Annotated in this window: 17 protein-coding genes; 4 read left to right on the top strand and 13 right to left on the bottom strand. The window is 69.6% G+C overall.

The window, feature by feature from the left end:
* Positions 1-120 precede the first annotated feature (120 nt).
* From ITJ54_RS15190 to typA, 7 genes are all read right to left on the bottom strand, one after another.
* On the bottom strand, positions 121-1,419 hold the full coding sequence (locus tag ITJ54_RS15190) for a citrate synthase (protein ID WP_194629889.1): 1,299 nt from the start codon (positions 1,417-1,419) through the stop codon (positions 121-123).
* Positions 1,420-1,582: 163 nt separating this feature from the next.
* Positions 1,583-2,701: a succinyldiaminopimelate transaminase gene (dapC, locus tag ITJ54_RS15185; protein WP_194629675.1), complete on the bottom strand. Its 1,119-nt coding sequence runs from the start codon at positions 2,699-2,701 to the stop codon at positions 1,583-1,585.
* A 13-nt stretch (positions 2,702-2,714) separates the two neighbouring features.
* Positions 2,715-3,032, bottom strand: a complete 318-nt coding sequence (fdxA, locus tag ITJ54_RS15180; protein ID WP_194629673.1) for a ferredoxin — start codon at positions 3,030-3,032, stop codon at positions 2,715-2,717.
* A 38-nt stretch (positions 3,033-3,070) separates the two neighbouring features.
* Complete coding sequence (locus ITJ54_RS15175) at positions 3,071-4,267, bottom strand: PIG-L family deacetylase (RefSeq protein ID WP_194629670.1); 1,197 nt, start codon at positions 4,265-4,267, stop codon at positions 3,071-3,073.
* Between the two features lie 31 nt (positions 4,268-4,298).
* Positions 4,299-4,844: a hypothetical protein gene (locus ITJ54_RS15170; RefSeq protein WP_194629668.1), complete on the bottom strand. Its 546-nt coding sequence runs from the start codon at positions 4,842-4,844 to the stop codon at positions 4,299-4,301.
* A gap of 100 nt (positions 4,845-4,944) precedes the next feature.
* Complete coding sequence (locus ITJ54_RS15165; protein WP_194629666.1) at positions 4,945-6,135, bottom strand: amidohydrolase; 1,191 nt, start codon at positions 6,133-6,135, stop codon at positions 4,945-4,947.
* A gap of 132 nt (positions 6,136-6,267) precedes the next feature.
* Entirely contained in the window at positions 6,268-8,190 is a 1,923-nt protein-coding gene (gene typA, locus ITJ54_RS15160) for a translational GTPase TypA (RefSeq protein ID WP_194629664.1), read from the bottom strand.
* A 136-nt stretch (positions 8,191-8,326) separates the two neighbouring features.
* Here typA and ITJ54_RS15155 point away from each other — a divergent pair, with 136 nt between their 5' ends.
* On the top strand, positions 8,327-9,076 hold the full coding sequence (locus ITJ54_RS15155) for a CPBP family intramembrane glutamic endopeptidase (protein ID WP_194629662.1): 750 nt from the start codon (positions 8,327-8,329) through the stop codon (positions 9,074-9,076).
* 119 nt (positions 9,077-9,195) lie between these two features.
* Here ITJ54_RS15155 and ITJ54_RS15150 read toward each other — a convergent pair whose 3' ends face one another.
* Genes ITJ54_RS15150 through ITJ54_RS15140 form a run of 3 tightly spaced genes read right to left on the bottom strand, consistent with a single transcriptional unit; the run spans position 9,196 to position 13,394 of the window.
* Positions 9,196-11,370 (bottom strand): ABC transporter ATP-binding protein, encoded by a 2,175-nt coding sequence (locus ITJ54_RS15150; RefSeq protein ID WP_194629660.1) that lies wholly within the window; start codon positions 11,368-11,370, stop codon positions 9,196-9,198.
* A gap of 28 nt (positions 11,371-11,398) precedes the next feature.
* A complete protein-coding gene (locus ITJ54_RS15145) occupies positions 11,399-12,409 on the bottom strand; it encodes an ABC transporter permease (RefSeq protein WP_194629658.1) in 1,011 nt (336 codons plus the stop codon).
* 1 nt (position 12,410) lies between these two features.
* On the bottom strand, positions 12,411-13,394 hold the full coding sequence (locus ITJ54_RS15140) for an ABC transporter permease (RefSeq protein WP_194629656.1): 984 nt from the start codon (positions 13,392-13,394) through the stop codon (positions 12,411-12,413).
* Between the two features lie 144 nt (positions 13,395-13,538).
* On the opposite strand from ITJ54_RS15140, the gene ITJ54_RS15135 reads away from it, so the two are divergent.
* From ITJ54_RS15135 to ITJ54_RS15125, 3 genes are all read left to right on the top strand, one after another.
* Positions 13,539-15,224 carry an ABC transporter family substrate-binding protein gene (locus ITJ54_RS15135; RefSeq protein ID WP_194629654.1) on the top strand — a complete coding sequence of 562 codons (1,686 nt, stop codon included), beginning with the start codon at positions 13,539-13,541 and terminating at the stop codon, positions 15,222-15,224.
* Positions 15,225-15,363: 139 nt separating this feature from the next.
* Complete coding sequence (locus ITJ54_RS15130) at positions 15,364-15,843, top strand: peroxiredoxin (protein WP_194629652.1); 480 nt, start codon at positions 15,364-15,366, stop codon at positions 15,841-15,843.
* A gap of 42 nt (positions 15,844-15,885) precedes the next feature.
* Positions 15,886-16,434 carry a PH domain-containing protein gene (locus ITJ54_RS15125; protein WP_194629650.1) on the top strand — a complete coding sequence of 183 codons (549 nt, stop codon included), beginning with the start codon at positions 15,886-15,888 and terminating at the stop codon, positions 16,432-16,434.
* A 162-nt stretch (positions 16,435-16,596) separates the two neighbouring features.
* Here ITJ54_RS15125 and ITJ54_RS15120 read toward each other — a convergent pair whose 3' ends face one another.
* From ITJ54_RS15120 to ITJ54_RS15110, 3 genes are read right to left on the bottom strand one after another with little or no spacing between them, the layout of a single operon-like run.
* Positions 16,597-18,339 carry a dipeptide ABC transporter ATP-binding protein gene (locus ITJ54_RS15120; RefSeq protein ID WP_194629648.1) on the bottom strand — a complete coding sequence of 581 codons (1,743 nt, stop codon included), beginning with the start codon at positions 18,337-18,339 and terminating at the stop codon, positions 16,597-16,599.
* Complete coding sequence (locus ITJ54_RS15115) at positions 18,336-19,286, bottom strand: ABC transporter permease (protein ID WP_194629646.1); 951 nt, start codon at positions 19,284-19,286, stop codon at positions 18,336-18,338. The genes ITJ54_RS15120 and ITJ54_RS15115 overlap by 4 nt, the downstream gene beginning before the upstream one ends.
* Positions 19,276-20,205 carry an ABC transporter permease gene (locus ITJ54_RS15110; RefSeq protein WP_194629644.1) on the bottom strand — a complete coding sequence of 310 codons (930 nt, stop codon included), beginning with the start codon at positions 20,203-20,205 and terminating at the stop codon, positions 19,276-19,278. The genes ITJ54_RS15115 and ITJ54_RS15110 overlap by 11 nt, the downstream gene beginning before the upstream one ends.
* Positions 20,206-20,302: the final 97 nt, after the last annotated feature.

Here is a 20,302-nt window from a genome sequence, read left to right as displayed (position 1 = left end):
TTCGACTTCGTGAGCGCGAGCACGCGCGCGGACCCGCCCTCAGCAGGGGAAGGGCAGCACGACGACGGACGGCCCGGGCCACGAGTGCGTCGTGGGCCGGGCCGTCCGGGTGGGGCTGTGTCAGCGCTGCGGGAGGTCGCGCTCTGGCGAGCCGACGTAGAGCTGCTGCGGGCGCCCGATCTTGTTCAGCGGGTCGTTGTTGAGCTCGCGCCACTGGGCGATCCAGCCGGGCAGGCGGCCGATGGCGAACAGCACCGTGAACATCCGCGGCGGGAAGCCCATCGCCTTGTAGATGATGCCGGTGTAGAAGTCGACGTTCGGGTAGAGCTTGCGGTCGATGAAGTACTGGTCCGAGAGCGCGATCTGCTCGAGCTCCTTCGCGATGTCGAGCAGGTCGTCCTGCACGCCGAGCGACTCGAGGACCTCGTCGGCGGACTCCTTCACGAGCTTCGCGCGGGGGTCGTAGTTCTTGTAGACGCGGTGCCCGAAGCCCATGAGCTTCACGCCGCGCTCCTTGTTCTTCACCCGCTCGACGAAGCGCTGCACGGGCTCGCCGGAGTCCTTGATCTGCTGGAGCATCTCGAGGACGGCCTCGTTCGCCCCACCGTGGAGCGGGCCGTACAGGGCGTTGATGCCGGCGGAGATCGACGCGAACATGTTCGCCTTCGTCGACCCGACCAGGCGGACCGTGGCGGTGGAGGCGTTCTGCTCGTGGTCCTCGTGCAGGATCAGCAGGCGGTCGAGGGCCTTCGAGAGGACCGGGTTCGGCTGGTACGGCTCGGCCATGGTGCCGAAGTTCAGCCGCAGGAAGTTGTCGACGAACGACAGCGAGTTGTCCGGGTAGAGGAAGGCCTGCCCGATCGCCTTCTTGTGCGCGTACGCGGCGATCACCGGGAGCTTGGCGAGGAGCCGGACGGTCTGGAGCTCGACCTTCTCGGGGTCGTCGACGTCCATGTCGTCCTCGTAGTACGTCGACAGGGCACTGACGGCGCTCGAGAGCACGGACATCGGGTGCGCCGAGTGCGGGAGGGCGTCGAACAGGCGACGGAGGTCCTCGTGCAGCAGCGTGTGGCGACGGATGCGGGCGTCGAAGTCGGCGAGCTCGGTCTCCGAGGGCAGCTCGCCGTAGATGAGGAGCCAGGCGACCTCGAGGAAGGTGCAGTTCGAGGCGACCTGGTCGATCGGGTACCCGCGGTAGCGCAGGATCCCCTGGTCGCCGTCGATGTACGTGATCGCGCTCTTCGTCGAGCCGGTGTTCACGAAGCCGTAGTCGAGGGTGTTCATCCCCGTCTGCTTCTTGAACGTGGAGATGTCCACGGTGGAGGCACCGTCGACGCTCGGGAGGATCGGGAACTCCGCACTGCCACCCGGGTACGTCAGCGTCGCGGTCTCGCCGTGCTGGTCCTCGGCGGGACTCACGGGGACGGGCGTCGTCGGCGGTGTGGCCGTCTTCTGAGCGTCATTGGCAGTGTCAGTCACGCTGACAGCCTAATCGCGCCGTCTGTCGATCGTGCACACCCGGCAGCTCGGGATCCGGTGGGAACCCACGATTGCGGAAGACGCCGGGTGAACAGTCGGGATGTCAGTCGGCGCCGAGGCGGTGCCCGCTGGTCAGGCGCTGGGCGGCTGCGGCGATGCGTTCGTCGGTCGCGGTGAGGGCCACGCGGACGTGCTCGCCCCCGGCCGTGCCGTAGAACGTGCCGGGTGCGACGAGGATCCCCCGGTCCGCCAGCCACGCCACGGTGTCGAGCGCCGGTTCGCCGCGCGTCACCCAGAGGTAGAGCCCGGCCTCGCTGTGGTCGACCCGGAAGCCGGCGCCCTCGAGCGCCCGGCGGAGCATGCCGCGACGGGCACGGTACCGCGCCTTCTGCTGCTGCACGTGCGTGGTGTCCTGCAGCGCGACGACCATGGCCTGCTGCACGGGCAGCGGCGGCATCATGCCGGTGTGCTTGCGGACGGCGAGAACCTCGGCCAGGACGGCTGCGTCCCCGGCGACGAACGCGGCGCGGTACCCGGCCAGGTTCGACTGCTTGGAGAGCGAGTACACGCTGAGCACGCCCTCGACCGAGTCCCCCACGACCCGCGGGTCGAGGATGGTCGGCGTCGGTGTGGTGTCGTACGGCGGTTCCCAGCCGAGTTCGGCGTAGCACTCGTCGCCGACGATGACGGCACCGAGTTCGCGAGCGCGGGCGACAGCCTCGCGGAGCTCCTCGATGGTGAGCACGCGGCCATCGGGGTTGCCGGGCGAGTTCAGCCAGACGAGCTTGGTGCCCACTGGCCAGGCGGCGGGGTCGTCCGACGCCAGGGCCGTGGCACCGACGAGGGCCGCCCCGAGCTCGTACGTCGGGTACGCGGCCGCGGGGAACACGACGGTGTCGCCGCGGCCGATGCCGAGCCAGAGCGCGAGGCCCGCGATGAACTCCTTCGAGCCGATCGTCGGCAGGGTCTGGTCCTCGGTCAGCTGCACGCCGTGCCGACGGCCGTACCAGTCGGCGATGGCCTGGCGGAGCGCCGGGGTGCCGGCGACCTGCGGGTAGGCGTGGGCGTCGGTGGCCTCGGCCAGTGCGGTGCGGACGACCGCGGGCGTCGGGTCCACCGGCGAGCCGACGCTCAGGTCGACGATGCCGCCCTCGTGCTCGACGGCGCGCTGCTTGAACGGGACGAGCTGGTCCCAGGGGAAGTCGGGGAGGTCGAGCGCCACGAGGGGTCTCGGCTCAGCCGCGGACGGGCTCGGCCATGATGACCGCGTGGTCCTGGTGGATCACACCGACCTTCGCGGCGCCGCCGGGCGAACCGATCTCCTCGAAGAACTCGACGTTGGCCTTGTAGTAGTCGGCCCACTGGTCGGGGAGGTCGTCCTCGTAGTAGATGGCCTCGACCGGGCAGACGGGCTCACACGCACCGCAGTCGACGCATTCGTCGGGGTGGATGTAGAGCGACCGGTCGCCTTCGTAGATGCAGTCGACGGGGCATTCGTCGATGCACGCACGGTCCTTGACGTCGACACAGGGCTGGGCGATCACGTAGGTCACGGTCGGGGTGCTCCCTTCGGAAACGAGCGGCTCTGAGTCTACCCGCGAGGCGCGGAGGACCCTGACCGTCCAGCGGCACGCGCTGCGGACAGGTCGGGCCACGCCAGCGCCAGCATCGCGACGACTGCCGGGCCGAACGTCCACACGTACCCGGCGGTGTTCGCGAGCACGAGCGGCGAGCTCTGTCCGCCGACGGACACGAGGACCTGTGTGGCGACGATGACGCCGATGCCGATCGCGGCCACCATGGCCCGCGAGCGGTACAGCAGCCGCACGCCGACGGTCAGCCCGACGACGATGAGCGTGGTCAGCACGAGGCCGATCGGGAACGCCCCGATCGTCTGCTGGTGCGTCACCGTGCCGAGGCCACCGGCGAGCAGCCCGAGCACCAGGGCGACGACGACCGCGGCCGCCTTGCCCGCCGGCGTCATCTCCGCGTACGTCTCCGGCGCGGGGGCCGTGGGCGGTGCGTCGTGGCGGAAGGCCTCGACCGCCGGCGCGTGCTGACGGACACCGTGCGGCATCACCCAGGAGAGCGCCGTCGGGTCGGCCGGGTCGGCGGGGTCGACCGTGACCTGCGACCGGTACTGCTCGATCGCCGCGCGCACCTTCGCCCGGACGGGCTGCACGTCGACGGTGACGTCCTGCTCGCCGGAGCTGGGGTCGACGATCATCGAGAAGGGGACGTCCTCGGCACGGGCGGCGTACCGGGCGGCGTTGTGCACGCGCACGTGGTCCGGGTGACCGTAGCCGCCGTCGTCCGCGTAGCTGACCACCGCGTCGGCCATCGTCGACCGGATGGCGGCGCGCACGTCGTCCACGACCTCGCCGAGGTCGGCCGCGGTGAGCGAGTCGGCAGGGGCGTCGTCGGCGGCGACCGCACGGCCGTCGGGGCCCCACTGCATGCCGGAGTCGGAGTACCGACGCGCCGGCAGGTCGGTCGGACGGGCACCGGCTCCCCCGAGCCAGAGGTGCGCCGGCCCACCGAGGGCCGCCAGTGCGGCAGCGATCTCCCGCTCGCGGTGCGCAGCCACCCGTGGCCCGTCCCCCGCCAGCGGCGCGAGCGCCGGGGTCAGCATCTCGCCGCGTTCGCCACGGGTCGCGGTGAGCACCGTCACCTCGGCGCCGAGCTCGAGCAGCGTGGCGATGGTGCCGCCGGACGCCAGGGTCTCGTCGTCGGGGTGGGCGTGCACGAAGAGGACGCGCTCAGGGCGGGTCACGGGGGCGTTCGACATCAGTGCAAGGGTACGGGACGGCCCCGCGCGGCTAGCGCGGCGTGACGATGTACGTGGCCGTCGCGCCGCCGTCGGACTTCGAGAACGTCAGCACCAGCCGGTGGTCGTCGCTCCGGAAGATCCCGAAGGCGCTCGAGCTGTCCGCACGCTTGGCCGACTCGGTGAACCCAGCGTCCGTCAACTGCTGCGCCGCAGCACCGAAGTCGTCCACGCTCGGGGTCTCGACCTGCACGACCCAGCCGGAGCCGTTCGGACCGGTGCCACCACCGAGCACCGTGCCGTCCACGAGCGGCACGGCCGACGCCGGGAAGCCGTCCGGCACCTTGCCGTCGGACGTCACGTTCGCACCCTTGAGCGCGGTGTCGAGGGCGCCGTCGATACCGCCGGCGACGTTCGCCATGCCCTGCTCGATCGAGGACCCGTCGATGTTCCGCACGCCCTCGCTGACGTCGGACGCGACCGAGGACCCGAGGTCGGTGGCCTGCTTCACAGAGTCCGCGGAGCAGCCCGTCAGGCCGGCCAGGGCGATGCCGGCCGTCACGGCGGCCACGATGGGAGTCGTCATCCGGTTGCGCATGCGCTGACCGTAATCCATCGGGTGGGAGGCTCGGCCTGAGTTCCCTGGGAGTGTCACGTCACTGCATGGGCCGACCAGGGCCTCCAGTCCGGTGCAGTCGTCAGCGCAGGTTCGCGCGCGTGGCCGCGACCAACGCGTCGACACCCACCGGGATGGCGGTCTCCGCCTGCGGCGCGTAGAACGGCGAGTGGTTGCTCGGGATGTCCTCGCCACGCTCGAACAGCCCGGGGTCGGTGATCCCGGTGAACCAGTACACGAGGGGCACGCCGGCTGCGGTGGCGAGCTGGCCGACGTCCTCGGACGCCATGGCGAGCCCGGACTCCAGGTCGAGGGCCCTCGGCACGACGGCTGTGACGGCTTCGAGGACGCGGGCGGCCTGCTCGGCGTCGTTGACGAGCACGTCAGCGCCCGGAGCCCGCTCGATGGTCGGTGCCGACAGCCCGCCGGCCTCGCTCTCGGCGCGGACGATGCGCTCGATCGAGGCGACGATCCGCGCGCGGGTGTCCTCGTTGCGGGCGCGGGTGGAGATCTCGATGACGGCCGTGTCGGGGATGATGTTCGGCCGGGTACCGGCGTGGAAGCTGCCGACGGTGACGACACCGGCGTCGTTCGGGCCGACCTCTCGCGAGACGACGGTCTGCAGGCGGACCACTGCCGACGCCGCGGTGACGATCGGGTCGAGCGAGGCCTGCGGGGCGGACCCGTGTGCACCACGCCCGTTGAACGTCACCGTGAAGCGGTCACTCGACGCCATCACCGCGCCGGAGCCGACCGCGACCGTGCCGACCGGGATCGGCGCCGAGTGCTGGCCGAGGACCACGTCGGGCGTGGAGAAGCGCTCGACCAGACCGTCCTCGAGCATCGCGCGGGCACCCGAGATGACCTCCTCGGCCGGCTGGAACACCGCCACGACCGTGCCCGACCACTCCCCGCGCGTGTCCACGAGCCGCTCGAGCGCCCCGAGCAGCCACGTGACGTGGATGTCGTGACCGCAGGCGTGCATCGTCGGGACCTCGGCGCCGGTCTCGTCGACACCGCGGTGGGTGCTGGCGTACGACAGCCCCGTGCGTTCCTCGACCGGCAGGCCGTCCATGTCGGCGCGGAGCCAGACGACCGGGCCCTCGCCGTTCGCCAGGACCCCGACGACACCCGTGCCACCGACGCCGGTGGTGACGTCGAGCCCGAGCTGCTCCAGCTCGGACGCGACGATGCCGGCGGTGCGGTGCTCCTGGAAGCCGAGCTCGGGGTGGGCGTGCAGGTCCTGGTACAGGGAGAGGAGGTCGAGGGTCACCCGTCCACCGTATCTCCCGGCGCCGACGCCCAGACCGACACCGACGTGGCGGACATGCCGACGGCCCGGCCACCTCGTTCGAGGTGACCGGGCCGTCGGACGGAGGGCGGGCCTCCTGAGGGTGCTGTCCCGCTACGCGTCCTGGCGCTTGAGCTTCGCGTAGGAGCGCTGGCGCGCACCCGCTTCGAGCTCGACCTTGCGGATGCGGATGGCACCCGGGGTGACCTCGACGCACTCGTCCTCGCGGGCGAACTCGAGGCACTCCTCGAGTGACAGCTGACGGGGCGGCGTCATCGACTCGAAGGTGTCCGAGGTCGACTGACGCATGTTGGTCAGCTTCTTCTCCTTCGTGATGTTGACGTCCATGTCGTCGGCGCGCGAGTTCTCGCCGACGACCATGCCCTCGTAGACCTCTTCGGTCGGGGCGGCGAAGAACGTCATGCGCTCCTGCAGGTTCGTGATCGCGAACGGCGTCACGACACCCGACCGGTCGGAGACGATCGACCCGTTGATGCGGGTCTGGATCGGGCCGGCCCAGTCGCCGTAGCCGTGTGAGATGCCGTTGGCGATGCCGGTGCCGCGGGTCTCGGTCAGGAACGAGGTCCGGAAACCGATCAGGCCGCGAGCCGGGACGATGAACTCCATGCGCACCCAGCCGGTGCCGTGGTTCGTCATGTTCTCCATGCGGCCCTTGCGTGCGGCCATGAGCTGCGTGACGGCGCCGAGGTACTCTTCCGGCACGTCGATGGTCATGTGCTCGAACGGCTCCTGGAGCTTGCCGTTCTCGTCGCGACGGGTGACCACCTGGGGCTTGCCGACGGTGAGCTCGAAGCCCTCGCGACGCATCTGCTCGACCAGGATGGCGAGCGCGAGCTCACCACGGCCCTGGACCTCCCACGCGTCGGGACGGCCGATGTCGACGACCTTGAGCGAGACGTTGCCGACGAGCTCGCGGTCCAGGCGGTCCTTGACCATGCGGGCGGTCAGCTTGTGGCCCTTGACCTTGCCGACGAGCGGGCTGGTGTTCGTGCCGATCGTCATCGAGATCGCCGGGTCGTCGACCGTGATGGTCGGCAGCGGCCGGACGTCCTCGGGGTCGGTCAGGGTCTCACCGATGGTGATCGTGTCGAAGCCAGCGACGGCGACGATGTCACCGGGGCCCGCGGACTCAGCCGGGTAGCGGTCGAGCGCCTTGGTGATGAGGAGCTCGGTGATGCGGGCGTTGACGACGGTGCCGTCGTGCTTGACCCAGGCGACCGTCTGCCCCTTCTTCATCTCGCCGTGGAAGATGCGCAGCAGCGCCAGGCGGCCGAGGAACGGGGACGCGTCGAGGTTCGTGACGTGTGCCTGCAGCGGGTGCTCGTCGTCGTACTTCGGCGCCGGGACGTGCTGCAGGATCGCCTGGAACAGCGGCTCGAGGTCGTCGTTGTCGGGCAGCGTGCCGTCGGCCGGCTTGTTGCGCGACGCGGCGCCGTTGCGCCCGGAGGCGTAGACGACGGGGACGTCGAGGATGGCGTCGAGGTCGAGGTCGTCGACCTCGTCCGACAGGTCGGAGGCCAGGCCGAGCAGCAGGTCCTGCGACTCGGACACGACGTCGTCGATGCGGGAGTCGGGCCGGTCCGTCTTGTTGACGAGCAGGATCACCGGGAGCTTGGCGGCGAGCGCCTTGCGGAGCACGAAGCGGGTCTGGGGCAGGGGACCTTCGGAGGCGTCGACGAGCAGCACGACACCGTCGACCATGGAGAGGCCGCGCTCGACCTCACCACCGAAGTCGGCGTGGCCCGGGGTGTCGATCACGTTGATCGTGATGGGACCCTCGGAGCCGAACTCGCTCGCGTGCTTGCCGTTGTAGAGCACCGACGTGTTCTTCGCGAGGATCGTGATGCCCTTCTCGCGCTCGAGGTCGTTCGAGTCCATCATGCGGTCTTCGCCCTCGAAGTGGGCGTCGAACGAGTTGGTCTGCGTGAGCATCGCGTCGACGAGGGTGGTCTTGCCGTGGTCGACGTGTGCCACGATGGCGACGTTGCGCAGGTCGGACCGGGTGGCGAGCGCCATACAGGACATCCTTCAATTGCTGGGAGAGTGTCGGGCCAGCTGGTGACCAGACTCTGTCTGGTCGGCACCGCGCCCGTGGGCAGAACGCCCGACACGCCAGTCTACCGGTAGTTCGCAACCGACAGGAGTACCCCAGATGAGCCGACGGCGAACGTGGATCGAGATCACGATCGTCCTGATGCTCTCGTTGGGCGGCAGCGCGCTGTACTCGGTGCTCCAGATCATCGACGACCTGTCGCAGACGACCCCGCTCGGACAGCAGTCCACGGCGCTCAACTCGTCGACGACCACCGTGCAGTACGTCGACCTGGCGCGGCAGCTCGTCGGCATCGCGGTGGACCTGGCCCCGGTCGCGCTGGTCTGCTACCTCCTCTGGAGTGCGCGGCGCCCGCACCTGTCCCGCCTGGGCATCGACCGCTTCCGGGTGAAGCCCGACCTCGGCGGCCCGGTGCTCATCGCGCTGTGCATCGGGATCCCGGGGCTCGCGCTCTACTTCACCGGTCGCGCGCTCGGGTTCACGGTGGACGTCGACCCGGCGGCGCTCGGCTCGTACTGGTGGACGGTCCCCGTCCTGCTGCTCTCGGCGATCCGGTCCGGGCTGCAGGAGGAGGTCATCGTGATCGGGTACCTCTACGCCCGCCTCGGCGAGATCGGCTGGGGCCGCTGGCAGGTCATCCTGTCCACGGCCGTCCTCCGTGGGAGCTACCACCTGTACCAGGGCTTCGGCGCGTTCGTCGGGAACGCCGTGATGGGCGTCGTGTTCGGCTGGATCTACACGAAGTGGGGCCGGTTGATGCCGCTCATCGTCACGCACTGCCTGCTCGACGCCGCCGTGTTCGTCGGGTACCCGTGGGTCGCGCACGCGTTCCCCGCGCTCTTCTCCTGACGCCCCGTCCGCGCCGACTGTCGGTCCTCGCGCACGCCGGGCCCGGTGGGCCACCGGACCAGGGACGGATAGGAGGCTGTGCGCACGTCGTGCGCACAGCCTCCTGTGGCGATGCGTGGCTAGGCCGCGATCGACGCGACCTTCTCCGGGTAGTGGCAGGCCGCCCGGTGGTCGACGTCCTCGCCGCGACGCGGCGCCTTCTCCGGTGTGTCCTCCTCGCAGCGGCGGCGTTCCGCCTCGGGCAGGACCGCGTACAGCGGGCAGCGCGAGCGGAACCGGCAGCCGGTGGGACGCTCGGTCGGGCTGGGCGGGTCGCCCGGCAGCAGGATCGTCGTGCGCGACCGCTCCACGACCGGGTCCGGCACGGGCACCGCCGACATGAGCGCCGCCGTGTAGGGGTGCATCGGGCGTTCGAACACCTCGTCGACGGCGCCCTCCTCGACCGTGCGACCGAGGTACATGACGCTGACGCGGTCGGCGACGTGACGGATCACCGACAGGTCGTGTGACACGAACAGGTACGAGAGCCCGAGGCGCGCCTTGAGCTCGGCGAGCAGGTTGAGCACCCCGGCCTGGATCGACACGTCGAGGGCGGAGACGGGCTCGTCGAGCACGACGAGGTCGGGCTCCACCGCGAGTGCGCGCGCGATGGAGATGCGCTGCCGCTGACCGCCGGAGAACTCGTGCGGGTAGCGGTCGGCCTCAGCGGCCTGCAGGCCGACGAGTCCGAGCAGTTCCGGCACCCGCTCCTCGATGCGCGATGCCGGGGCGCCGATCGCGCGGAGCGGTTCCGCGACGACGTCGTAGACGGACATGCGCGGGTCGAGGCTGGCGGAGGGGTCCTGGAAGACCATCGAGATGCGCTGCCGCAGCGCCCGCGTGCCAGCAGCCCCACGGGCCGTGGCGTCCGCGAGCGATTCGCCGAACAGCTCGACGGTGCCGGCCTCGGGCCGTTCGAGGTCCATCAGCTGGTGCAGCGTGGTCGACTTGCCGGAGCCGGACTCCCCCACGAGCCCGAGGGTCTCGCCACGGCGGATGTCGAGGTCGACCCCGTCGACGGCGTAGACGTCACCGACCTTCCGACGGAAGACGGCCCCCTTGACGAGCGGGAACGTCTTCGTCAGGCCCTCGACGTGCACGACGGGTTCGCGGTCGGTGCGGGCGGCGTCGGTCGATGCGGCGTGCTCGGGGATGACGGGCAGCGTGAAGATCCGGCCGGCGTCCGCGTGCGCGGCGGCGACCTCGGCGGTGCGGTGGCACGCGGCGGTGTGCCCCGCCGAGTGTCCGCCGGCGTGCGAGGGGTGCGCCGGGTCGTCGATGCCCGCCGGGGGTTCGAGGACCGGCTCGGTCGACCGGCAGACCTCGCTGACGAGCGGGCAGCGCGCCGCGAAGGGGCAGGCGTCCGCCAGGCCGATGAGCGACGGCGGCGACCCGGGGATCGGCACGAGCGGCGACCGGTCGGTGGCGTCGAGCCGCGGGAGCGCGCCGATGAGCCCGATCGTGTACGGCATGCGCGGACGGGCGAACAGTTCCTCGGCGGTGGCCGTCTCGACGATCCGACCGGCGTACATGACGGCGATCCGGTCGGCGATGCCCGCGATGACACCGAGGTCGTGGCTGACGAACACCAGCGCGGCACCGGTCTCGCGCTGCGCGGTCCGCAGCACCTCGATGATCTGCGCCTGGATCGTGACGTCGAGCGCCGTGGTGGGCTCGTCCGCCAGGATCACGTCGGGGTCGTTCGCCATCGCCATCGCGATCATCGCGCGCTGCCGCATGCCGCCGGAGAACTCGTGCGGGAAGGCGTCGACGCGGCGGGCGGGTTCGGGGATCCCCACGAGTCCGAGGAGCTCGATCGCGCGGGCCCGGGCCTCCGCCTTCGAGGCGCCGCGGTGCAGCCGGACGGTCTCGGCGATCTGGTCGCCGATCGTGTACACGGGCGTGAAGGCGGACAGCGGGTCTTGGAAGACCATCGCCACCTTGTCGCCCCGGAGCCGGCTCATCTGCTTGTCCGAACGGCCGATCAGCTCCTCGCCGTCGAGCTCGACGGAGCCGGTGACCTTCGTGGTGTCCGGCAGCAGTCCGAGGACGGCCAGGCTCGTCACCGACTTGCCGGACCCGGACTCGCCGACGATGCCGAGGACCTCGCCGCGTCGGAGTTCGAGGTCGAGACCGCGCACCGCGTGCACCGTCCCTCGCGGCGTCGGGAAGCGGACGTGCAGGTCGCGCACCCGCAGGATCGGCTCGGCGGTGGTGGTCGACCCCGTGGCCGACCCGTTCGTGATGGTGCTCATGCTGCTTCCCCGGTCGTCAGTTCGGCGGTCATGCGCCGGAGCCGGCCTGTGTGTTCAACGCGGCCACGTCCACGGCCGCCTGGTTCTGGTCACGACGGCGGTTGCGCTTCTCGCGCTTGCCGGTCGTCGAGGTCGGGTCGAGCGCGTCACGGAGACCGTCGCCGATCAGGTTCGCCGCGATCGCGAAGACGACCAGCGCGCCGGCTGCGAAGTAGAACAGCCACGGGCTGGTCAGGGCGCTGTCCTGGTTCTGCGCGATCAGGGTGCCGAGCGAGACGTCGGGTGCCTGCACGCCGAAGCCGAAGTAGCTCAGCGTCGTCTCACCGAGCACCGCGGTCGCGACCTGGATCGTGCCGTCGATGATGAGGAAGGAGGCCACGTTCGGCAGGATGTGCCGGAAGATGATCCGGAAGGGCCCGATCCCCATGTAGCGGGCCGCCCGCACGAACTCGCGCTCCTTGACCGACAGGGTCATCGCACGGACGACGCGGGCCGTGATCATCCAGCCGAAGACCGTGATGAGGACCACCAGGACGATCCACCCGGCGTTCTGGATGCGAGGGCTGATGATGGCGATGATGAGGAACGACGGCAGCACGAGCAGCATGTCGACGAAGAACATCACGAGGCGGTCGACCCAGCCGCCGAAGTAGCCGGCGGCCGCACCCGTGATCGCTGCGATCGCGGTCGAGAACACGGCGACGAGCAGCCCGATGAGCAGGCTCTTCTGCATGCCGCGGGCGGTCTGCGCGAAGACGTCCTGGCCGATGCCGTTCGTGCCGAACCAGTGCGCGGCGCTCGGCGGTCGGGTGAACGACGTGTAGTCGATCTGGGAGTACTGCCACGGGCTCACCAGCGGGCCGATGAAGGCGAACGCGAAGAGCACGAGGACGACGACGACGCCGATGCCCGCGCCGCGGTTCATGAAGAGCCGTCGCGTGGTCTGCAGGAAGCGGTTGCCCTGCCGCGTCGGTCGGGCCGGCGTGTCGCTCCGCGCGACGAGCGACGGGTCGACGGGTTCGATCCGGGTGTCGGTCATGTCAAGCCCTCCTGACGCGCGGGTCCAGCGCAGCGGTGGCGATGTCGGCGAGGAACCCGGCGATCAGCACCACCACCGCGGCGAACAGCGTGTACGCCGTCACGACGTTCACGTCGTTGTTGTTGACCGCGTCGATGAACCACGAGCCGAGCCCGTTCCACGCGAAGATCTTCTCGGTCAGGGTCGCCCCGGTCAGGATGCCGAGGAACCCGTACGCGAACAACGTCGTCATCGGGATCAAGGCGGTGCGCAGGCCGTGCCGGAACGTGGCGCGACCCCGCGTGAGCCCCTTCGCCCGCGCCGTCCGGAGGAAGTCCGAACCGAGCACGTCGAGCATCGTCGCCCGTTGGTACCGGCTGTAGATGGCGATGAGCCCCACGGCGATGGAGATGGTCGGCAGCAGCAGGTGCGCGCCGCGGTCCACCAGCAGCGTCCAGGCGGAGCCGTCCAGTCCGGGCGTCGCCTCCCCGGTGAAGTTGATGAGCTGGCTGCCCGCGTCCTGGTTGAGCTTCGTCGCACCGATCTTCAGGAAGACGGCGGTCAGGAAGACAGGGGTGGAGAACAGCACGATCGAGATCGCCGCGCTCACCCGGTCGGAGATCTTGTACTGCCGGATCGCGTTCCAGACACCGACGAGCACACCGAGCACGATCCCCGCGACCGACCCGACGAGCAGCAGCCGCAGACTCACCCCGAGGCGCGGGAAGAACTGTTCGTTCACCGAGCGGTCCTGGATCGTCTGGCCGAGGTCGCCGTGCGCGACGCCGTCGAGCCAGTGCGTGTAGCGGATCACCACGGGGGTCTTGTCGTTGACGCCGATGTCGTCGAGCTTGGCGTCGATGACCTGCGCCGACGGCGCGGGGTTCCGCTGCGCGTAGACGGAACGGGGGCTGAACGTCGCTGACGCCAGGAAGTAGGTCAGCGAGGTCGCGAGGAACACGAGCACGACGTAGTACACGAATCGACGCGCCAGGAAGCGGATCATGGAGGCCACCATAGAGCCTCGTTTGTTTCCGGCACATGTCATGTCCCAGCCGGCCTGGTAACGAAAGTACTTCGGATACGGGAAATGCCCACCACCCCCGCTGGAGGGCCTTAGGCTCAACGACAACTTCCAGAGGGGAACCACATGAAGCACAGGAAATTCCTCGCGGTGACGGCGGCCCTCGCCGGGATCGCACTCGCCGTGACCGGTTGTTCCGGCGGGTCGGGTGGGTCCGGCTCGAGCTCCGGCTCCGACGACTCCGGCAAGAAGACACTGCCGACCTCGGCCCAGATCAACGCGAAGCCCGCCTCGGACCTCGAGGACGGCGGCACGCTCCGTCTGCCGATCTCGCAGTGGATCTCGCAGTGGAACTACAACGAGGTCGATGGTCCTCTCGTGGACGCGAACACCATCGAGCAGGCCACGATGCCGTACATCTACACGATCGACGGCAAGGGCGCTCCGACGCTGAACACCGACTACGTGTCGAAGGCCGAGGTGACCAGCGACGACCCGCTGACGATCGCGTACACGATCAACGACGCGGCCAAGTGGAGCGACGGCTCGGAGATCACCTGGCGTGACTTCGAGAACGAGTGGAAGACCACCAACGGCACGGACAAGTCCTACCTGATCGCCGGCTCGACCGGCTACGAGGACATCGACTCCGTGACCAAGGGCGCCACCGACAAGGACGTCGTGGTCAAGTTCGGCACCCCGTTCTCGGACTGGAAGTCGCTCTTCAGCCCGCTGTACCCGGCCAGCCAGACCAGCACGCCTGAGCAGTTCAACAACGGCTACAAGGGCAAGGTCCCGGTGTCGTCCGGCCCGTACAAGATCACGGACCTCAACGAGACCGCCGGCACCGTCACGATGAAGCCGGACGACAACTGGTGGGGCGACAAGCCGAAGCTCGACCAGGTGATCTTCCGCTCCCTGGACGGCAACGCCGACGTGGACGCGTACCTCAACAAGGAGATCGACTCCGTCCTCACGACGACGTCGGAGCGCTTCGACCGGGTGAAGAACGCGAAGAACACGAAGATCCTCGCCTCGACGTCCGCGCAGTACACGCACGTCGACTTCTCGACGAACGGCCTGCTCAAGGACAAGCAGCTCCGGCTCGCGATCCAGCACGCGGTGAACCGCAGCGCCCTGGCCCAGGTCATCGGCGGCACGCTGCCGTACAAGCTCGGCACGCTCGACAACCACCTGTTCCTGTCCACCGACAAGGGCTACAAGTCGAACGTCAACCCGAACGCCGACTTCGACGTCGCCAAGGCGAAGAAGCTGCTCGACGACGACGGGTGGAAGACCGACGGCACCTACCGCACCAAGGGCGGCAAGCAGCTGGCGATCGCCATCACGATCCCGTCCGGTGCCCCCACCTCGCAGCAGCTGGCGCAGGTCATGCAGCAGCAGCTGAAGGAGATCGGCGTCAAGCTCACCCTGAAGTCGGTCGCCACCGACGACTTCTTCGAGCAGTACGTCACCCCCGGCAACTACGACATGACGATCTTCGTCTGGGGCGGCACCGGCTTCCACTCCAGCTCGGCGACGATCTACACGTCGGGTGCCACCGGCCAGAACTACGGCCGCGTCAGCTCGAGTGCGATCGACACCCTGACGAAGCAGGCCCTGTCCGAGCCGGACTCCGACAAGGCCAACGTCATCTGGAACAAGATCGACAAGCAGGTCTGGGCGATCGGACACTCGATGCCGATCACCGCGAAGCCCGCGCTCGTCGCGCAGAACCCGAAGCTCGCCAACTACGGCGCGTTCGCGGGGGCGCAGAACATCGACTGGACGAAGGTCGGCTTCACCAAGTAGCCACCGACGGACACCAGGAGGGGCCGGGCGCACTGCGTCCGGCCCCTCTCGTCGTCCCGGCCGGACCGGTGTGCGCCCTCGCAGCACTTCCACAGTGCGGTCCACGCTCCGCCACCAGCCCGGACCGTACTGTTGCCGGATGGCCATCCCCGAGACCGGTTCCGCGGCACCGGGCTTCACCCTGCCCGGCATGATCGTCCGCGACGGTCTCCGCACCGACGGCGAGTACACGCTCGCTGCCGAGGTCGGCCGTCCCGTCGTCCTCGCCTTCTACCCCGGCGACGCCACCCCCGTCTGCACCGCGCAGCTCTGCTCGTACCAGCAGGAGCTCGACGACTTCCGCGACCTCGGCGCCGTGGTGTGGGGCATCAGCCCGCAGGGACTCGACTCGCACGAGGACTTCGCTCGCGACGCGTCCCTCACCTTCCCGCTCCTCTCCGACGTCAGCGGTGACGTGATCCGCGCCTACGGCGTGCGCGTCCCCGGTCTCGGCCTCCGCCGCTCGGTGTTCGTGATCGGTCAGGACGGCCTGCTGCGCTGGCGACACGTCGGCCTGGTCGGCGTCCGGTTCCCGCGTGCCGAGACCATCCGCGCCCAGATCGAGCAGCTCGTCGAATGAGGCGTTGACCTCCGCTGACCGGTGGTCTCCTACGCTGGACCCATGCCCACCCGGATCGTCGCGACGAACATGCGCCGCCTCGCCCTCGTCCTCTGGGCCGTCGCCGTCGCCCTCGTCGTCATCGGCCTGGTCGCGAACGGCCTGCGTGCCGCGTGGCTGGTCCCGGTGCCGTCCCTCTTCACCGCCTGGTTCGCCTGGGTCGTGCTCTGGCGACCGCGCATCGAGCTCACCGAGGACGAGCTCGTCGTCGTCGACGTCCGACGCACCACCCGCTTCGCGTGGCGGCGCGTGCAAGACGTTCGGTCGAAGTACGGACTCGAGATCGTCACCGACCAGGGTGAACAGCGGGTCTGGATCGCACCGCGCCCGACGGCACGGCTCGCGATCGACCAGCCAGGAGGCCCGGTGCCGGTCAGCGTCGCCGCTGCGGCCGACGAGATCCGCGCGCGGGTACCCGCACCGGTCGAGCACGTCGGTGCTCCCCCGGCGACCGTGACCGCGGCGCCGATCGTGCACCGGGTCCACGGCTGGGCGATCGTCGCCCTCGTCGTGCTCGGCATCGCGGGCAGCATGGCCGGCGCACGGCTCTGACCCTGGCCTGACTGCCAGCGCCCGGTACCGGGCGTGGGCCGACACCGGTCCGGCCCCGGTCTGCGCGACGGAGGGCGGGCCTCCCGTCCGGTGCCTTGGAACGATGGAACGCGCCGTCCCGGAGCCGGGGCGGCGCGTTCCGTGTGTCGCAGGAGGTGCGGGTCAGCGACCGAACTCGAACCCGGCGCCGGGGATGGCCTCCAGGAGGTCCTGCGTGTACTTTTCGCGGGGGTTGGCGAAGACCTCGTCGGTCGTCGCCGTCTCCACGATCCGGCCCTGGCGCATGACACAGACGTTGTCCGCGACGAGGCGGACGACCGCGAGGTCGTGCGTGATGAACAGGTAGGTCAGCCCGAGCTCCGACTGCAGCTCGGTGAGCAGGTCGAGGATCTGGCCCTGCACGAGCACGTCGAGCGCCGAGACCGCCTCGTCGAGGACGATGACCTCGGGCTTCAGCGCCAGCGCACGGGCGACGGCGATGCGCTGCCGCTGTCCACCGGAGAGCTCGTTCGGGTAGCGGTTCACCATGGACGCCGGCAGGGCGACCTGGTCGAGGAGCTCACGGACCCGGGCACGGCGCGAGGCCTTGTCCCCGATGCTGTGTGTCACGAGCGGCTCCGCGATGGTGTTCCCGACGTTGTACATCGGGTCGAGGGAGCCGTAGGGGTCCTGGAACACCGGCTGCACGCGGCGGCGGAAGTCGAAGAGCTCCTTGCCCTTCAGCGCGCCGATGTCGATGCCGTCGAACTGCACCGTGCCGCTCGTGATGCCCTCGAGCTGCAGGACCAGCTTGGCGACGGTCGACTTGCCCGAACCGGACTCGCCGACGAGCGCCGTGGTGGTGCCCTTCGGGATCGAGAACGACACGTCGTCGACGGCCTTGAGCTCGCGCGTGGCACGGCTCTTGCCGCGCAGCTTGTAGACCTTCTCGAGGTTCTTCACCACGATGAGGTCCCGCGTGGGCTGGTGCTCGCGCTGCTGGGCGCGGGCGATCAGCTCGGCGTCGTCGCTGCCGGCGTCGGCGATGTCGACCCGCTGGTGCTGCACCTTCGACTGGATGCGACGGCTCGCGAGCGAGGGCGCCGCGGCGACGAGGCGCTGCGTGTACGGGTGCTGCGGGTTGCCGAGGATCTCCTTCGACGGACCCGCCTCGACGACCTGGCCCTTGTACATCACGACGAGCTTCTCGGCGCGCTCGGCGGCGAGGCCGAGGTCGTGCGTGATGAAGAGCACGCTGGTGCCGAAGTCGCGCGTCAGGGTCTCGAGGTGGTCGAGGATCACGCGCTGCACGGTGACGTCGAGCGCACTGGTGGGCTCGTCGGCGATGAGCAGCTGCGGACGGCTCGACAGGCCGATGCCGATGAGCACGCGCTGGCGCATGCCGCCGGAGAACTCGTGCGGGTACTGCTTCAGGCGGGTCGCGGCGTCACCGAGACCGGCCTCCTGCAGGACCTCGATCGCGCGCTCGCGCACGGCCTTCTTGCCGGTGGCCATGCCGTTCGCACGGATCGCCTCCTCGACCTGGAACCCGATGGTCCACAGCGGGTTGAGGTTCGACATCGGGTCCTGCGGGACGTAGCCGATCTCCTTGCCGCGGATCTCGGACATCTCCTTGTCGGAGAGCCCGACGAGCTCGCGACCGTTGAACTTGATCGACCCAGCGGTCACCTGCCCGGCGCCGGGGAGCAGCTTGATGATCGCCTGCGCGCTGGTGGACTTGCCGGAACCGGACTCACCCACGATCGCCAGGCGCTCGCCCTGCTCGAGGGTGAGGTCGACGCCGCGGACGGCCTGGACGAAGCCGCCCTGGGTCTTGAAGCCGATCTCCAGTCCGGAGATCTCGAGGAGCGGGGCGCCGTCGCCGCGGGTACGGCGGGCGGCCGGCTCGGTCAGCGTCTCGCTCATCGGCGGGCCCTCGCCTTCGGGTCGAGTGCGTCGCGGACCACGTCTCCGAGGAGCAGGAACGCGAGCACGGTGATGGACAGGGCTGCCGACGGCCAGAAGATGGTCGCCGGGTTGGTGCGGATCGACGTCTGCGCGGTGCCGATGTCGAGGCCCCAGCTGAGGGACGACGGCGGCAGACCGATGCCGAGGAACGACAGCGTGGCCTCGGCCACGATGAACGTGCCGAGCGAGACCGTCGCGACGACGATGACCGGTGCGAGCGAGTTCGGGACCACGTGCCGCACGAGGACCTTCATGCGGCTGACGCCGAGTGCCTCGGACGCGGTCACGTAGTCGGCCTGCTTGGCGCTGAGGACCGCGCCGCGCATGATGCGGGCGATCTGCGGCCAGGCGAAGGCCGCCAGCACCAGTGACACGGTGATGGGGTTGCGGGCCGGGATGACCGACATGATGACGATCGCGCCGAGGACCGTCGGGATCGAGAAGAAGATGTCACCGATGCGGGACACGATCGTGTCGAGCCAGCCGCCGAAGAACCCGGCCAGGGCACCGATCACGACGCCGACGATCGTCACCAGGACGGTGGCCACGATGCCGACGATGAGCGAGTTCCGGGCGCCCCAGATCACGCGGGCGTACGTGTCGTAGCCCTGGCGTGTGAAGCCGAGGAGGTGTCCGGCACGCGGACCCTCGTCGCTGTTGTTGAGGTTGGACGCCCGCGGGTCGACGTGCGTGAAGAGTCCGGGGAACACCGCCACGACGATGATCAGGACGATCAGGACCGAGGAGATCCAGAACGTCGGTCGGCTGCGCATGGACTCCCAGGCGTCGGTCCACAGGGACCGGGCCTTCTCGTCCTCGTTGACGTTGTCGATCGCCTGGAGCGGCGTCTCCTCGAGCGGGGCGACGAAGTGCGTCGCCGAGCGCGATTCCGTGTTACTTGGCATAGCGGATCCTCGGGTCCAGGACGGCGTAGAGCAGGTCCACCAGGAGGTTGGCGAGCATGAAGATGATGACCATCACGGCCACGAAGGACACCACGGTGGGGCCCTGGCCGAGCTTGACGGCCTGGTAGACCGTGCCGCCGACGCCGTGGATGTTGAAGATGCCCTCGGTCACGATCGCGCCGACCATCAGGTTGCCGATGTCGATGCCGAGGTACGTCACCACGGGGATGAGCGAGTTGCGGAAGATGTGCACCCCGATCACCCGACGACGCGGCAGGCCCTTGGCCGTCGCGGTGCGGACGAAGTCGGCGCTCATGTTCTCCGCGACGCTGGCACGGGTCAGGCGCACGATGTACGCGAACGACACCGACGCGAGCACGAGTGCCGGCAGCACGAGCTCCGACCACGGGGCCTCTCCGGACACCGTTACGCGGAACAGCGCGAGCTTGATGCCGAAGGCGTACTGCAGCACGAAGCCGACGACGAAGGTCGGCACCGAGATGAGCAGCAGCGATACGACGAGGGCGGTGGCGTCGAACCACTTGCCCTTCTTCAGCCCGGCGATGACACCGACGACGATGCCGGCGACGGCCTCGAAGACGAGGGCGAGGATCGCGAGCCGCGCCGTGATCGGGAACGCCTGCGCGAGCTGCTGGCTGACGGGCAGACCGGAGTAGGTCAGTCCGAGGTCGCCGCGGAACACGCCGCCGATCCAGAGCAGGTACTGCACGATGAACGGCTTGTCGAGGTTGTACTGCTGACGCAGCTGCTCGATCACCTGCGGAGAGGGCTGGCGGTCCCCGAAGAGCGCGGCGATCGGGTCGCCGGGCAGGGAGAACACCATGAAGTAGATGAGGAACGTCGCCCCGAAGAACACGGGGATCAGTTGGAGGAGGCGCTTGCCGAGGTACCAGAGCATCAGATCCCTGCCTGGTTCCGAGCGGTCGTGATCAGGTTCATGTCGTGGAGGGGTGGACGGTCCGAGGGTCGGCACGGGTGTCCGGTGCGGGCGGCGG

This window comes from Curtobacterium sp. VKM Ac-2865, assembly GCF_015350905.1.
Lineage (GTDB): Bacteria > Actinomycetota > Actinomycetes > Actinomycetales > Microbacteriaceae > Curtobacterium.
The sequence above is the reverse complement of the archived record's forward strand: the minus strand, read 5'-3'. Positions and strand labels throughout refer to the sequence as shown.